We start from the raw sequence: 15243 nt of genomic DNA, 5'->3' as shown, positions 1-15243 counted from the left end.
CTAGTCCCGGATGCCGTGGCGCGTCTTGCACTCGGCGATGGCCGCCTGCACCGTCAGTAGGCAGTCGTCGCGATAGCGCTCCAGCGCGGCCAGTTCCAGGTCGCCCTGTTGCGCCTGGGTGCCCTCGACCACGGCGTCGATCAGGCCGTCGGTCAACTCCGGCGCCTCCAGGTAGGTCCAGGGCAGCTTCAGCGCCGGGCCGAATTGCTGCATGAAGTGGCGCATGCCCGCCGGGCCGCCGGCCAGGGTGTAGGTGAGGAAGGTACCCATGAACGACCAGCGCAGGCCGGCGCCATAGCGGATGGCGTCGTCGATCTCGCCGGTGGTGGCGACGCCGTCGTTGACCAGGTGCAGCGCCTCGCGCCACAGGGCTTCGAGCAGGCGATCGGCGATGAAGCCGGGCACCTCCTTGCGCACCCGCAGCGGCCGCATGCCCAACTCGCGATAGAAGGCTTCGGCGCGCGCCAGATTGGCCGCCGAGGTCTGGGTCCCGCCCACCACCTCCACCAGCGGCAGCAGGTAGACCGGATTGAACGGATGGCCCACCAGGCAGCGCTCGGGGTGCTCGGCATCGGCATAGAAGTCGCTGGGCAGCAACCCCGAGGTGCTGGAGCAGATCAGGGCGTCGGGCCGAGCCGCCCGGCTGACCCGAGCGTGCAGGTCGCGCTTGAGCTCCAGGCGCTCGGGCGCGCTTTCCTGGATGACATCGGCGCTGGCCACGGCGGCTTCCAGGTCGGTATGGAACGTCAGGCGCTCCAGGCTGGCGCCCGGCGCCAGGCCCAGGGCCTCCAGCGCCGGCCAGGCATTGGCCAGGCGGGTGCGCAGGGCGGACTCGGCACCGGGCGCCGGATCCCAGGCACGCACGTCCAGGCCCCGGGCCAGCGCCCGGGCGATCCAGCCGGCACCGATCACGCCGGTACCGAGGGCAGCGAAGACGGCGCTCATCGGGCACCTCCCAGGTTCATCTTCTGACGCCCTTCGGCCGGGCTGAGAGCCCGCCCGCCCAGCCGCTCGATGATCTGTATGACCCGTTCCACCAGGCTGCCGTTGGTGGCATGGACGCCACGGTCCAGCCAGAGGTTGTCTTCCAGGCCGACCCGTACGTTGCCGCCCAGCAGCATGGCCTGGGCGGCCATGGGCATCTGCATGCGGCCGATGCCGAAGCCGGCCCAGCAGGCGCCCGCTGGCAGGTTGTCGACCATGGCCTTCATGGTGGTGGTGTCGGCGGGTGCACCCCAGGGAATACCCAGGCAGATCTGGAACAGCGGGTCTTCCAGCAGGCCTTCCTTGAGCAACTGCTTGGCGAACCAGAGATGGCCGGTGTCGAAGATCTCCAGCTCGGCCTTCACCCCCAGCTCGGTGATGCGCTTGGCCCCGGCGCGCAGTTGCGCGGGGGTGGAGACATAGATGAAGTCGCCATCGCCGAAGTTGAGGGTGCCGCAGTCCAGGGTGCAGATGTCCGGGCGCAGCTCCTCGATATGCAGCAGGCGGGTCAGCGGGCCGACCAGATCCGAGCCGGGTCCGAATTCGGTGGGCGTCTCGCCCGGGCCGATCTCCAGGTCGCCGCCCATACCGGCGGTGAGGTTGACGATGATGTCGACGTCCGCCTCGCGGATGCGCTCGACCACCTCGCGATAGAGCGCCACGTCGCGACTCGGCTTGCCGGTGGCCGGGTCGCGCACATGGGCGTGCACCACCGTGGCGCCCGCGCGGGCGGCCTCCAGGGCAGCCTCGGCGATCTGCGCCGGGGTAACGGGAACGTAGGGATTGCGGCCTACGGTATCACCGGCACCGGTGAGGGCGCAGGTAATGATGACATCGGTGTTCATGAGTCTTTCCTTGGCGATCAGAGCTTGAGAGCGGCGGGCTGGCCGGCGTAGGTGGTAACGCCTTGCAGGAAGGCGTCGAGGCGTTGCGGATGCTCCTTGAGCCAGGCGCGGGCGGCGTCCTTGGGCGCGGTGCGCTCCAGGATGGGCGCCATCACGGCGCTGACTTCGGCGCTGTCCAGGTGCAGGTTGGTGAGCAGTTGCTGGACATTGGGGCAGCGCTGCGGATAGTCCGCGGTGGTGACCACCGAGACCGTCGCCTTGCCTTCGTCGGGTCCGAAGACGTCCTCGCTGCCGCTGAGGTAGTGCATCTTGATCTGCAGATTCATCGGGTGCGGTTTCCAGCCGAAGAAGACGATCCATTCCTTGCGCTTCTCGGCCCGGCGTACGGCGCTGAGCATGCCCGCCTCGCTGGACTCCACCAGCTGGAAGTCCTTGAGGCCGAAGCGGTTGGTCTTGATCATCTCGGCGGTGGCGCGATTGGCGCCGCTGCCCGGCTCGATGCCGTAGATCTTGCCGCCGAGCTTGTCCTTGAAGCGGGCGATGTCGGCGAAGGTCTTCAGGCCGCCTTCATAGACGTAGTCGGGCACCGCGAAGGTGGACTGGGCATCGGCTAGCAGCGGCGGGGTCAGCACCTTGACCTGGCCCTTGTCGACGAAGGGCTGCACCACTGGCTGCATGGTCGGCTGCCAGTAGCCGAGGAAGACGTCCAGGTCCCTGTTGCCCATGCCCGCCATGATGATCTGTTGCGAGGCGGTGGTCGGCTTGACCGTATAACCGAGGCCTTCGAGCATGACCTCGGCCAGGGCACTGGTGGCGACCACGTCGGTCCAGCCGACGATACCCAGGCGCACGGTCTGGCAACTGGCGGGATCGGCCGCGCGGGCACTGCCCAGGGCGGCGGCCAACAGGCCGCAGGCGAGGAGGGTGGAGCAGAGCGTCTTGGAAGGCATGGCGAACTCCTGGTGGCGGCTTGCTGAGGATGACTGCCGGTGCCTTCTACCCTAGGCGCCTCGCTGGGCGACCATGCGCAGCCCGACGACCGGAATTTGCACCCTGGCGACCTTCTTGCTTGCCGGTAGCCACCGTTACCGCGGAGGCTCCACCCATGTCGCAGTCCTTTGCCTTCCTCCTGCTGCCCGGTTTTTCCGCGCTGGGCTTCATCTCCACTCTGGAACCCCTGCGGGTGGCCAACCGCTTTCGCCCCGGCAGCTACGCCTGGCGCATCCTCGGTCGCGAGGGCGCCGCCGTGACCGCCAGCAACGGCATGTCGCTCAACGTCGATGGCGGCCTCGAGCCCCTGGCGCCCGGCACTACCCTGTTCGTAGTAGCCGGTTTCGAGCCCCTGGCCCATTACGACGACGGCCTCGCCACCTGGTTGCGCCAGGTCGCGAGGCATGGCCATCCCCTGGGCGGCATCGATACCGGTGCCCTGATCCTGGCCAAGGCCGGGCTGCTGGACGGCTACCGCGTTACCCTGCACTGGGAGGCGGTTGCGGCCTTTCGCGAAGCCTGGCCGCAATTGGAAGTCACCGGCGAGCTATTCGAGATCGACCGTGGGCGCATCACCTGCGCCGGGGGCACGGCGAGCCTCGACCTGCTGCTGGAGCTGATCGGTCGCAGCCACGGCAGCGACCTGACGGTGCAGGTCTCCGAACAATTCGTCCTCGGCCGCATCCGACCGCCGCGCGAACACCAGCGGCTACAGGTGGCGCAACGCTACGGCATCGCCAATCGCAAGCTGATCCGCGTGGTGGAGCGCATGGAGCGCCACACCGAGACGCCCCTGGGGACCCTGGAGCTGGCCGCCGGCATCCAGGTGACCCGGCGCCAACTGGAGCGGCTGTTCCGCCTCTATCTGGATACGACGCCCTCGACCTTCTATCTGCAGTTGCGCCTGGACAAGGCGCGCCAGCTCCTGCAACAGGGCGATGCCAGTGTGCTGGAGGTCGCGCTGGCCTGCGGCTTCCAATCCGCCTCCTATTTTTCCCGCTGCTACCGCCAGCGCTTCGGCCTGAGCCCCCGCGATGATCGTCCGCGCCGCGACTCTGGTCGTCTCGCGGCGACCAACGCCTTGTCAACGGTCGAAGTCTTCCCGCTAGGCTAGCCAACACTGGCCCTGACGCTTCTGGTGATACCTCTGTCGTTTTTGTATCCGGTCGCCGGGAACCCCGGGGCTATGCTGGCCTCGAATCGCCGGCACCCGTTCCGGCGCAAGACTTTCGCCGGAGCCCGTCATGAATGCCACCGAACTCCACGCCGACAGCATCGTCATCGACGGGCTGATCATCGCCAAGTGGAACCGCGAACTCTTCGAAGACATGCGCAAGGGCGGCCTGACCGCCGCGAACTGCACCGTCTCGGTGTGGGAAGGCTTCCAGGCGACGGTCAACAACATCGCAGCCAGCCAGAAACTGATCCGCGAGTGCAGCGACCTGGTGGTCCAGGTGCGTACCACCGCCGAGATCCGTCAGGCCAAGGCCCAGGGCAAGACCGGCATCCTGTTCGGCTTCCAGAACGCCCACGCCTTCGAAGACCAGATCGGCTACGTCGAGATCTTCAAGCAGCTCGGCGTCGGCATCGTGCAGATGTGCTACAACACCCAGAACCTGGTGGGCACCGGTTGCTACGAGCGTGACGGCGGCCTGTCCGGCTTCGGTCGCGAGATCGTCGCCGAGATGAACCGCGTCGGCATCATGTGCGACCTCTCCCACGTCGGCTCCAAGACCAGCGAGGAAGTCATCCTCGAGTCCAAGAAGCCGGTCTGCTACTCCCACTGCCTGCCCTCGGGTCTCAAGGAACATCCGCGCAACAAGTCGGACGAAGAACTCAAGTTCATCGCCGACCACGGCGGCTTCGTCGGCGTGACCATGTTCGCCCCCTTCCTGGCCAAGGGCATCGACTCGACCATCGACGATTACGCCGAAGCCATCGAGTATGTGATGAACCTGGTCGGCGAAGACTCCATCGGCATCGGTACCGACTTCACCCAGGGCCACGGCCATGACTTCTTCGAGTGGCTGACCCACGACAAGGGTTACGCCCGCCGCCTGACCAGCTTCGGCAAGATCGTCAATCCGCTGGGCATCCGTACCGTCGGTGAATTCCCCAACCTGACCGAGACCCTGCTCAAGCGCGGCATGCCCGAGCGCACCGTGCGCAAGGTCATGGGCGAGAACTGGATGCGCATCCTCGGCGAAGTCTGGGGCGAATGATCCCGTTGTAGGTCGGCTTGGCCGCAGCGCCGCCCGACACACCTTACCCAACCCCTTTCGATCATCGGGTTCAGCTGCTGCTGAACCCGACCCAAAACCCTTTCTCTGGAGTGCCCCATGGCCAGCCACGCCCCCGAAATGCCCATCCAGGTCGACGACGAAACCGGCGTCTGGACCACCGACGCCCTGCCGATGCTGTACGTACCCCGGCATTTCTTCGTCAACAACCACATGGGTATCGAAGAAGTCCTGGGCGCCGACAAGTACGCCGAGATCCTCTACAAGGCCGGCTACAAGTCCGCCTGGCACTGGTGCGAAAAGGAAGCCGAGTGCCATGGCCTCCAGGGCGCCGCGGTGTTCGAGCACTACATGAAGCGCCTGTCGCAGCGCGGCTGGGGCCTGTTCGAGACCCAGAAGCTCGATCTGGAGACCGGTTACGCCGAGGTCAAGCTCAAGCATTCGGCCTTCGTCTACGTCTACGGCAAGGTCAATCGCAAGGTCGACTACATGTTCACCGGCTGGTTCTCCGGTGCCATCGACCAGATCCTGGCCGCCAAGGGCAGCGCCATCCGCACCGTGACCGTGCAGGAATACAGCGGCTCCGAAGAGGGCCATGACGAAGGTCTGTTCGTTACCCGTCCGCTGTAAGCCATCCCGTAGGGTGGACGCCGGCCCGGCCGTGCCCACCCCAGCGACACCCCAGAGTAAGAGTGCAGCCCAGACTGCGCACTAGCCGATCGAGGAGAAGGTCATGGCCTTCGAAGCAATGTTCCAGCCGATCCAGATCGGCAAGCTCACCATCCGCAACCGCGTGCTCTCCACGGCCCATGCCGAGGTCTACGCCACCGATGGCGGCATGACCACCGAGCGTTACGTCAAGTATTACGAAGAGAAGGCCAAGGGCGGTATCGGCCTGGCCATCTGCGGTGGTTCCTCGGTGGTCGCCATCGACAGCCCCCAGCACTGGTGGAGTTCGGTCAACCTCTCCACTGACCGCATCATTCCGCATTTCCAGAATCTGGCCGATGCCATGCACAAGCATGGCGCCAAGATCATGATCCAGATCACCCACATGGGTCGGCGCTCGCGTTGGGATGGCGGCCACTGGCCGACCCTGATGTCGCCGTCGGGTATCCGTGAGCCCGTGCACCGCGCCACCTGCAAGACCATCGAGCCGGAAGAGATCTGGCGGGTGATCGGCAACTTCGCGCAAGCTGCCAGACGCGCCAAGGCCGGTGGCCTGGATGGTGTCGAACTGTCCGCCGTGCACCAGCACATGATCGATCAGTTCTGGTCGCCGCGCGTCAACAAGCGTACCGACGAGTGGGGCGGCAGCTTCGAGAACCGTATGAGATTCGGCATGGAGGTGCTCAAGGCCGTACGCGCCGAAGTGGGCGACGACTTCTGCGTCGGCATGCGTATCACCGGGGATGAATTCCACCCGGACGGCCTGTCCCATGACGACATGAAGCAGATCGCCAAGTACTACGCCGACACCGGCATGCTCGACTTCATCGGCGTGGTCGGCTCGGGCTGCGACACCCACAACACCCTGGCCAACGTCATCCCCAACATGACCTATCCGCCGGAGCCCTTCCTGCACCTGGCCGCCGGCATCAAGGAAGTGGTCAACGTCCCGGTGCTGCACGCACAGAACATCAAGGACCCCAACCAGGCCACCCGGATCCTCGAGGGCGGTTACGTCGACATGGTCGGCATGACCCGCGCCCATATCGCCGACCCGCACCTGATCACCAAGATCAAGATGGGCCAGGTTGACCAGATCCGTCAGTGCGTCGGCGCCAACTACTGCATCGACCGCCAGTACCAGGGCCTGGACGTATTGTGCATCCAGAACGCCGCCACCAGCCGCGAATACATGGGTCTGCCGCACATCATCGAGAAGTCCACCGGGCCCAAGCGCAAGGTGGTCATCGTCGGTGGTGGCCCCGCCGGCATGGAAGCCGCTCGCGTTTCCGCCGAGCGCGGCCATGACGTCACCCTGTTCGAGAAGCAGGAGCAACTCGGTGGCCAGATCACCCTGGCTGCCCGCGCCCCGCAGCGCGACCAGATCGCCGGTATCACCCGCTGGTACCAGCTGGAGCTGGCGCGGCTGGGTATCGATCTGCGCCTGGGTACCGCCGCCGATCCGGCGACCATCCTCGATCTGCGCCCGGATATCGTCATCCTGGCCAACGGTGGCCATCCCTTCCTCGAACAGGTCGAGCATTGGCACGCCGCCGACGGCCTGGTCGTCAGCAGCTGGGACATCCTTTCGGGCAAGGTCGAGCCGGGCAAGAACGTGCTGGTATACGACACCATCTGCGAATTCACCGGTATGTCCGTGGCCGACTACCTGGCCGACAAGGGCTCCCAGGTGGAAATCGTCACCGACGATATCAAGCCGGGCGTCGCCATCGGCGGGACCACCTTCCCGACCTACTACCGCAGCATGTATCCCAAGGAAGTGATCATGACCGGCGACCTGATGCTGGAAAAGGTCTACGCCGAGGGCGACAAGAAGGTCGCGGTGCTGGAGAACGAATACACCGGTGCCCGCGAAGAGCGCGTGGTGGATCAGGTCGTCATCGAGAACGGCGTGCGTCCGGACGAGGGGCTCTACTACGCCCTCAAGGAAGGCTCGCGCAACAAGGGCCAGATGGACATCGAAGCCCTGTTCGCCATCGAGCCCCAGCCGGCGCTCGGCGAGACCGGCAATGGCTACCTGCTGTATCGCATCGGCGATTGCGTGGCCCAGCGCAACACCCATGCCGCCATCTACGATGCCCTGCGCCTGTGCAAGGACTTCTAAGACACGCCCCGTGAGGGTTCGCAACGTCCGGTCGGCACGGACAGCCCCCTCTCCCTGGGGGAGAGGGTGGGGTGAGGGGGCTCAGCTGACGCCTTGGCGTGAACTCAGCCTCCTCATTCCAGCTTTCTCCCCAGGGAGAGGGGGTGATCCGCCGCTACCCGAGGTCCCGTAGGGAGACTCGCAATGCTCGACACCATCCTCCCCATCCTGCTCTTCGCCGCTCTGGCGCTCACCGTGATCGGTGCCGTGCGGCGTTTCAGTCTCTGGCGGCAGGGCCGTCCCGCCCAGGTCGACTGGGTCGGCGGGCTGCTGAAGATGCCGCGCCGCTACCTGGTGGATCTGCACCACGTGGTCGACCGCGACAAGTACATTTCCAAGACCCACGTGGCCACCGCCGGCGGTTTCGTCCTGGCGGCGCTGCTGGCCATCCTGGTGCACGGCTTCGGTCTGCACAGCCGCGTCCTCGGTTGGGCGCTGCTGGCGGCCACCGTCTGCATGTTCACTGGTGCCCTGTTCGTCGCCAAGCGCCGCCGCAACCCGCCGGCACGGCTGTCCAAGGGTCCCTGGATGCGCCTGCCGAAGAGTCTGCTGGCCTTCGCGGCGAGCTTCTTCATTGCCACCCTGCCGGTCGCCGGCATCCTGCCCCCGGACTTCGGTGGTTGGATTCTCGCCGCTGTCCTCGCGGTCGGCGTAGCCTGGGGCGTATCCGAACTGTTCCTCGGCATGACCTGGGGCGGCCCCATCAAGCACGCCTTCGCCGGTGCTCTGCACCTGGCCTGGCACCGCCGTGCCGAGCGCTTCAGCACCCCGCACAACGCCAGCCCGGCGCGTTCCAGCGGCCTCAAGGCGCTGGATCTGAACGATCCCCAGGCCCCGCTGGGGGTGGAAAAGCCCGCCGACTTCACTTGGAACCAACTGCTCGGCTTCGACGCCTGCGTCCAGTGCGGCCGTTGCGAAGCCATGTGCCCGGCCTTCGCCGCCGGCCAGCCGCTCAACCCCAAGAAGCTGATCCAGGACATGGTGGTCGGCCTCAAGGGTGGTAGCGATGCCCATTATTTCGGCTCGCCCTATCCGGGCAAGCCGGTGGGCGAGCACGCGGGCGGTCCGCACCTGCCCATCGTCGCCCGTCAGGGCAAGGCCCTGGTGGATGCCGAGACCCTCTGGTCCTGCACCACCTGCCGTGCCTGCGTCGAGGAATGCCCGATGATGATCGAGCACGTCGATGCCATCGTCGACATGCGCCGGCACCTGACCCTGGAGCGCGGCGAGACGCCGAACAAGGGCGCCGAGGTACTGGAAAACCTCATCGCCACCGACAACCCCGGCGGCTTCGCCCCGGGTGGACGCCTGAACTGGGCGGCCGACCTGGATCTGCCGCTGATGAAGGACAAGGGCCAGGCCGAGGTGCTGTTCTGGGTCGGCGACGGTGCCTTCGACATGCGCAACCAACGCACCCTGCGCGCCTTCGTCAAGGTGCTCAAGGCGGCCAAGGTGGACTTCGCCGTGCTCGGCCTGGAAGAGCGCGACAGCGGTGACGTGGCCCGTCGCCTGGGCGACGAGGCGACCTTCCAGCAGTTGGCCAAGCGCAACATCGAGACGCTGAGCAAATATCGCTTCCAGACCATCGTCTCCTGCGACCCCCACAGCTTCCATGTGCTCAAGAACGAATACGGTGCCCTGGGTGGCAACTACCAGGTCCAGCACCACAGCACCTTCATCGAGACACTGCTCAGCCGCGGCACCCTGCACCTGGGCCAGCATGCCCTGGCCGAACAGGGTGCCACCATCACCTATCACGACCCCTGCTACCTGGGCCGCTACAACGGCGAGTACGAGGCCCCGCGCGCCGTGCTCAAGGCGCTGGGCATCGCGGTCAAGGAGATGGAGCGTTCCGGTTTCCGTTCGCGTTGCTGTGGCGGTGGCGGCGGTGCTCCCATCACCGACATCCCCGGCAAGCAGCGGATTCCCGATATGCGCATGGTCGACATCAAGGAAACCGGCGCCGAGCTGGTGGCCGTGGGTTGCCCCCAGTGCACCCTGATGCTGGAAGGCGTGGTCGCCCCACGCCCGGAAATCAAGGACATCGCCGAGCTGGTGGCCGAGGCCATTGTCGAGGCACCGCTGGACAGCAAGCCTGCGGCTGCGCGTCGGCCGGTCGCGGAGGCCCTGTCGTGAGCGGGCGTCGGGGCCCCCTCATCCTAGCCCTCTCCCCGAGGGGAGAGGGGATGATCAGGTGTGCCAGACAAGTACCGGTGTTCACCGCTTTTACCCCCTCTCCCCTCAGGGGAGAGGGCTGGGGTGAGGGGGCCAGCAAGCCCATCGCCCAACATTCCTACACGGAGCGCCCCGCATGAGCATCATTCGTCGCGACCCGCGCCGCGAGTGGATCGCGCGCAACCGTCTGCATCCCCTGCATGCGAGTATCGCCAGCAGCGCCGATGCCGAAATCCGCTGGATGGGCCCCAACGGCCTCGTCCGCAAGAATCCCCATGCCGCCGCGGCGGGCTTCGTCGGCCCCCAGGGCCTCAAGCGTATCGACCGCAGTGGCGCCCAGCAGGGCGGTGGCCGGCGTGGCGCGGCCCAGGCCGTGGAAGAACAACTGCCGCTACACCAGATCGCCGAGCCGGCCTTCTACATCGCCGTGGTCCCCGACCTGGTCAGCGGTCGCCTGACCGCCCACGATCGCGACCTGCTGGGCCTGGCCCGGCAACTGGCCGGTGCCGAAGGCGCCGTGCTGGCCGTGGTCTTCGGTGAGGTCAAGGAAACCGCCTTCGACACCGCCGGCGTGGATCGCCTGCTGCATCTGGAGGGCGAACAATTCCAGGGCTATGCACCCGAACAACGGGTCCTGGCCCTGCGCGCGGTGAATGGCGAGTTGCAACCGCGTCACTGGTTGCTGCCCGACAGCCGCAGCGGCGGCGGTGAACTGGGTCGGCGCCTGGGCGCGGCCCTGCACGAACGGCCGGCGACTCGCGTCTGGCAGGTCAAGGACGGCGTGGCCACCGGTCGTGCCGGTGCCGGTCGCCAGGATCTGCAACAACCCCTGCCACGTCTGGTGCTGGCCCTGCCGGAGTGCGCGGAGCCGGTCGGCGAGACGCGTCACGAAGTGCTGCCGGTACAGCTGAGCGGCAGCGTCGCTCGCCATCTGCCGCGCATCGAGGATCTCGGTCCGGTAGCGGTCGACCCCATGCAGATTCCCCTGGGCGAAGCCGAATTCATCCTCTCGGGAGGCAACGGCATCAGCGACTGGAACCTATTCCACAGCACCGCCGCCATCCTCGGCGCTACCGAGGGTGCCTCGCGGGTGGCGGTGGACGACGGCCATATGCCGCGCAACCGCCAGGTCGGGGCCACCGGTACCTGGGTCACCGCCCGGGTCTATCTGGCCGTGGGTATCTCCGGTGCCGTACAGCACCTGCAGGGTATCGCCAGTTGCGACAAGGTCATCGCCATCAACACCAATCCGGGTTGCGACATGGTCAAGCGTGCCGATCTGTCGGTGATCGGCGATGGCGACGCCATCCTCGCGGCGCTGGCGCAACTGGTCGAGCAACAGCGCGCAGGAGGATTGCAGGATGTCGCTTGAGCAGAAGCTGCCGTCACTGGACGGCGTGAATGTCGTGGCCCTGGTCTCCGTCGGTGCCCATCCCACCTCCGGGCGGGCGCGGCGAGCGGAGCAGGATGCCCGCGCCGTAGAACTCGGCCTGCGTCTGGTCGGCGAGCGCCTGCGCGTACTGCATGCCGGTGATCCCGCCGAGGAAGCTCTGCGTGGCTACCTCGGCATGGGCGTGCCGGCCTTGCACGTGCTGGAGCAGCCGGCGAGCGCCGATGCCCTGCCAGCCCTCGGCGACACCCTGCGCGAGGTCGGTGCCGGCCTGGTGCTGACGGGTAGCCAGGCGGAGACGGGCGAGGGCTCCGGGCTGTTGCCCTATCTCCTGGCGGAAACCCTGGGCTGGCCCCTGGTGGTCGGCCTCGCCGCGGTGGAAGCCGTGGAAGGTGGTCAGGCGACCGTGCTGCAAGCCCTGCCGCGTGGTCAGCGCCGTCGACTGCGGGTGCGCCTGCCTTTCGTCGCCAGCGTCGACAGCGCCGCCCCGGCACCCCGGCAAAGCGCCTTCGGCCCCGCCCGTCGTGGCGAGCTGCAGGTGGAGACCACCGAGGTGGTGCAGGACAGCCTGTTCGAAAACGGCGAACTCCAACCGGCCAAGGCGCGCCCCAAGCGCCTCAAGGTGATCAAGGCCAAGACCGCTGCCGACCGCTTCAAGGCCGCCACGGCCAAGGCGTCCGGCGATGGCGGTCAGGTCCTCAAGGATCTGGCTCCCGAAGCCGCGGCCGCCGCCATCCTCAAGGTGTTGCGCGAGGAAGGCGTGGTGCGCTGACGCGTTTGCTCCCTCTCCCTCCGGGAGAGGGCTGGGGTGAGGCAGACCCTTGGCACCTGAGCGACAGTGGAAAAGGCTGCGCCGTTTTCCACGCTACGGTGCTACCACACCTCGCAGGACCCGCAGGTTGGGCTGAGCCCTGCGAAGCCCAACGATCCCACCTTCAGCGCCCCTCAGTGCGCCTCGTCCCAATTGCCACCCACGCCCGACTCCACTAGCAGCGGCACGTCCAGCTCGCCGGCGGCGCTCATCAGCGGTAGCAGGCCTTCGCGCAGGCGCTCCACCTGGTCTTCGCGCACTTCCAGTACCAATTCATCGTGCACCTGCAGGATGACTCGGGCGTCCAGGTCCGGGGTCGACTGCAGCCAGCCGTCCACGGCGATCATGGCGCGCTTGATGATGTCCGCCGCGGTGCCCTGCATGGGCGCGTTGATCGCCGCCCGTTCGGCGGCACGGCGTAGACCCTGGTTCTTGGAGTGGATGTCCGGCAGGTACAGCCGGCGACCGTAGAGGGTCTCCACATAGCCCTGATCCACCACCTGGGCGCGGGTGCGCTCCATGTAGGCCAGCACGCCCGGATAGCGCTGGAAGTAACGGTCGATGTAGGCCTGGGCCTCGGCGCGGCCAACGCCGATCTGCTTGGCCAGGCCGAAGGCGCTCATGCCGTAGATCAGGCCGAAGTTGATGGCCTTGGCGCGCCGGCGGTCTTCGTTGCTGACCTCTTCCAGGGGCACGCCCATCACCTCGGCGGCGGTGGCGCGGTGCACGTCCAGATCGTTCTGGAAGGCGTGCAGCAGGCCCTCGTCCTGGGCCAGATGGGCCATGATGCGTAATTCGATCTGCGAATAGTCCGCTGCCAGCAGGCGATAGCCTTTAGGGGCGACGAAGGCCTGGCGGATACGGCGGCCCTCGGCGGTACGGATCGGGATGTTCTGCAGGTTCGGGTCGCTGGAAGACAGCCGGCCGGTCGCCGTCACCGCCTGGTGATAGCTGGTGTGGATGCGCCCGGTGCGCGGATTGATCTGCTGCGGCAGCTTGTCGGTGTAGGTGCTCTTGAGCTTGCTCATCTGCCGGTACTGCATGAGCACCTTGGGCAGCGGGAAGTCCTGGTCGGCCAATTCCTGCAGTACCGCCTCGGCGGTAGAGGGCTGGCCGGAGGCGGTCTTGCTGACGATGGGCAGGCCCAGCTTGACGAAGAGGATCTCGCCCAGCTGCTTGGGCGAGCCCAGGTTGAATTCCTGGCCGGCCAGCTCATAGGCCTCCTTTTCCAGGGCGATCATCTTCTCGCCCAGCTCGCGGCTCTGGACCCCGAGCAGCGCTGAATCCACCAGGGCGCCGTTGCGCTCGATGCGTGCCAGCGTCGGCACCAGGGGCATCTCGATGTCGCGCAGCACCGACGCCAGGCCAGGCACGGCTTCCAGCTTGGGCCAGAGGGTCTCGTGCAGGCGCAGGGTGACGTCGGCATCCTCCGCGGCATAGGGGCCGGCCTGTTCGATGGCGATCTGGTCGAAGGTCAGCTGCTTGGCGCCCTTGCCGGCGATGTCCTCGAAGCGGATGGTGCTGTGGCCCAGGTACTTGAGTGCCAGGCTGTCCATGTCGTGGCGGGTGGCGGTGGCGTCCAGCACATAGGATTCGAGCATGGTGTCGAAGGCGATGCCCTGGATCCTGATGTCGTAGCGATCCAGCACATTGAGGTCGTACTTGCCGTGCTGCATCACCTTGAGCTTCTTGGGGTCTTCCAGCAGCGGCTTGAGCGCGTCCAGCACTCCTTGCAGATCGAGCTGGGTCGGCGCGCCCATATAGTTGTGCGCCAGGGGCACATAGGCGGCCTGGCCTGGCGCCACGGCGAAGGACAGCCCCACCAAATCGGCGCGCTGGGCATCGATGCTGGTGGTCTCGGTATCGAAGGCGAAGCAGTCGGCGGCTTGCAGCCGTGCCAGCCAGGCGTCTAAGTCGGCCTGTTCCAGCACGGTGTCGTAGTGGGTCTCCACCTGGGTGGCAGCGTCATCCTCGGCCAGCGGCAAGGGCGCGCCCTTGGCCTTGGTGTCGCGGATCAGCTCGTCCAGCCAGGATTTGAATTCCAGCTCCTGGTAGAGCGCCATCAAGGCCTCGACGTGGGGTTCGCCGACGGTGAGTTCCTCGAAGGTCAGCTCCAGCGGCACGTCCAGCTTGATGGTGGCCAGCTGGTAGGACAGATAGGCCTGTTCGCGATGCTGGTCCAACTTGGCGGCCAGGGACTTGGCGCCACGCAGGGGTAGGGCGGCTACGGCCTCGAGATTGGCATAGAGGGTGTCCAGGCCACCGCCGATGCCGTTGAGCAGGCCGGCAGCGGTCTTCTCGCCCACCCCGGGGACCCCGGGAATGTTGTCGATCTTGTCGCCCATCAGCGCTAGGTAGTCGATGATCAACTCAGGACCGACGCCGAATTTGGTCTTCACCCCTTCGACGTCCAGCACGCTGCCACTCATGGTGTTGACCAGGGTGACGTAGGGGCAGACCAACTGGGCCATGTCCTTGTCACCGGTGGAGATCACCACTGGGCGCTCGGCGCTGGCGCAGTGGCGGGCGAGGGTGCCGATGACGTCGTCGGCTTCCACACCTTCGACCGCCAGCAGCGGCAGACCCAGGGCGCGGATGCAGGCGTGCAGCGGCTCGACCTGGCTGCGCAGATCGTCGGGCATGGCCGGGCGCTGGGCCTTGTAGTCGGCGAAGAGTTCGTCGCGGAAGGTCGGGCCCTTGGCGTCGAAGACCACCGCGAAGAGGCTGTCCGGATACTGGCGACGCAGGGAGAGCAGCATGTTGAGTACGCCCTTCACCGCGCCGGTCGGCTTGCCGGTGGAAGTCATCAGCGGCGGCAGGGCATGGAAGGCGCGGTAGAGATAGGAGGAACCGTCCACCAGGACGAGGGGGGCGTGGCTCATGGTCAGGACCTTTGGCAGGGAGGCGCGGGACGTCTACGGCTGGGCTCGACGACCAACCGGGGCGGATCTAGAATCGACCTATCGTCCCGTTCA

Annotated in this window: 11 protein-coding genes; 7 read left to right on the top strand and 4 right to left on the bottom strand. The window is 66.6% G+C overall.

All coding sequences use genetic code 11. The features are described 5' to 3' along the window. From CCZ28_RS15880 to choX, 3 genes are read right to left on the bottom strand one after another with little or no spacing between them, the layout of a single operon-like run. Nucleotides 1-945 (bottom strand): L-carnitine dehydrogenase, encoded by a 945-nt coding sequence (locus tag CCZ28_RS15880; protein ID WP_140219505.1) that lies wholly within the window; start codon nt 943-945, stop codon nt 1-3. Then, nucleotides 942-1829, bottom strand: coding sequence for a 3-keto-5-aminohexanoate cleavage protein (locus CCZ28_RS15875; RefSeq protein ID WP_140219503.1), 888 nt, complete (start codon nt 1827-1829; stop codon nt 942-944). The genes CCZ28_RS15880 and CCZ28_RS15875 overlap by 4 nt, the downstream gene beginning before the upstream one ends. A 17-nt stretch (nt 1830-1846) precedes the next feature. Then, complete coding sequence (choX, locus tag CCZ28_RS15870) at nt 1847-2779, bottom strand: choline ABC transporter substrate-binding protein (protein ID WP_140219501.1); 933 nt, start codon at nt 2777-2779, stop codon at nt 1847-1849. Nucleotides 2780-2934: 155 nt separating this feature from the next. Between choX and CCZ28_RS15865 the strand changes: the two genes are divergently transcribed. From CCZ28_RS15865 to etfB, 7 genes are all read left to right on the top strand, one after another. Next, on the top strand, nt 2935-3933 hold the full coding sequence (locus CCZ28_RS15865; protein ID WP_140219499.1) for a GlxA family transcriptional regulator: 999 nt from the start codon (nt 2935-2937) through the stop codon (nt 3931-3933). A gap of 130 nt (nt 3934-4063) precedes the next feature. Continuing rightward, nucleotides 4064-5041: a dipeptidase gene (locus tag CCZ28_RS15860; protein ID WP_140219497.1), complete on the top strand. Its 978-nt coding sequence runs from the start codon at nt 4064-4066 to the stop codon at nt 5039-5041. 117 nt (nt 5042-5158) lie between these two features. Beyond that, complete coding sequence (locus CCZ28_RS15855; protein ID WP_140219495.1) at nt 5159-5689, top strand: DUF5943 domain-containing protein; 531 nt, start codon at nt 5159-5161, stop codon at nt 5687-5689. 103 nt (nt 5690-5792) lie between these two features. After that, nucleotides 5793-7853: a dimethylglycine demethylation protein DgcA gene (gene dgcA, locus CCZ28_RS15850; RefSeq protein WP_140219493.1), complete on the top strand. Its 2061-nt coding sequence runs from the start codon at nt 5793-5795 to the stop codon at nt 7851-7853. Between the two features lie 183 nt (nt 7854-8036). After that, nucleotides 8037-10028 carry a dimethylglycine demethylation protein DgcB gene (gene dgcB, locus CCZ28_RS15845; RefSeq protein ID WP_140219491.1) on the top strand — a complete coding sequence of 664 codons (1992 nt, stop codon included), beginning with the start codon at nt 8037-8039 and terminating at the stop codon, nt 10026-10028. Between the two features lie 175 nt (nt 10029-10203). Continuing rightward, nucleotides 10204-11439, top strand: a complete 1236-nt coding sequence (gene etfA / locus CCZ28_RS15840; protein ID WP_140219489.1) for an electron transfer flavoprotein subunit alpha — start codon at nt 10204-10206, stop codon at nt 11437-11439. After that, complete coding sequence (gene etfB / locus CCZ28_RS15835) at nt 11429-12229, top strand: electron transfer flavoprotein subunit beta (RefSeq protein WP_140219487.1); 801 nt, start codon at nt 11429-11431, stop codon at nt 12227-12229. The genes etfA and etfB overlap by 11 nt, the downstream gene beginning before the upstream one ends. Nucleotides 12230-12402: 173 nt before the next feature. Here the strand turns inward: etfB and polA are convergent, their stop codons facing one another. Beyond that, complete coding sequence (gene polA, locus CCZ28_RS15830) at nt 12403-15150, bottom strand: DNA polymerase I (protein ID WP_140219485.1); 2748 nt, start codon at nt 15148-15150, stop codon at nt 12403-12405. Between the last annotated feature and the right edge of the window lie 93 nt (nt 15151-15243).

The sequence above is a fragment of the Pseudomonas oryzihabitans genome, assembly GCF_006384975.1.
Lineage (GTDB): Bacteria > Pseudomonadota > Gammaproteobacteria > Pseudomonadales > Pseudomonadaceae > Chryseomonas > Chryseomonas psychrotolerans_B.
Note: the sequence above shows the minus strand (reverse complement) of the source record. Positions and strands in the feature narration are given on the sequence as shown.

What these genes read in the sequence shown, in the direction of transcription:
- dgcA (WP_140219493.1), top strand. Translation starts at nt 5,793, where the DNA reads ATGGCCTTCGAAGCAATGTTCCAGCCGATCCAGATCGGCAAGCTCACC.
- polA (WP_140219485.1), bottom strand. Translation starts at nt 15,150, where the DNA reads ATGAGCCACGCCCCCCTCGTCCTGGTGGACGGTTCCTCCTATCTCTAC.
- choX (WP_140219501.1), bottom strand. Translation starts at nt 2,779, where the DNA reads ATGCCTTCCAAGACGCTCTGCTCCACCCTCCTCGCCTGCGGCCTGTTG.
- etfB (WP_140219487.1), top strand. Translation starts at nt 11,429, where the DNA reads ATGTCGCTTGAGCAGAAGCTGCCGTCACTGGACGGCGTGAATGTCGTG.
- CCZ28_RS15860 (WP_140219497.1), top strand. Translation starts at nt 4,064, where the DNA reads ATGAATGCCACCGAACTCCACGCCGACAGCATCGTCATCGACGGGCTG.
- CCZ28_RS15865 (WP_140219499.1), top strand. Translation starts at nt 2,935, where the DNA reads ATGTCGCAGTCCTTTGCCTTCCTCCTGCTGCCCGGTTTTTCCGCGCTG.
- CCZ28_RS15875 (WP_140219503.1), bottom strand. Translation starts at nt 1,829, where the DNA reads ATGAACACCGATGTCATCATTACCTGCGCCCTCACCGGTGCCGGTGAT.
- CCZ28_RS15880 (WP_140219505.1), bottom strand. Translation starts at nt 945, where the DNA reads ATGAGCGCCGTCTTCGCTGCCCTCGGTACCGGCGTGATCGGTGCCGGC.
- dgcB (WP_140219491.1), top strand. Translation starts at nt 8,037, where the DNA reads ATGCTCGACACCATCCTCCCCATCCTGCTCTTCGCCGCTCTGGCGCTC.
- CCZ28_RS15855 (WP_140219495.1), top strand. Translation starts at nt 5,159, where the DNA reads ATGGCCAGCCACGCCCCCGAAATGCCCATCCAGGTCGACGACGAAACC.
- etfA (WP_140219489.1), top strand. Translation starts at nt 10,204, where the DNA reads ATGAGCATCATTCGTCGCGACCCGCGCCGCGAGTGGATCGCGCGCAAC.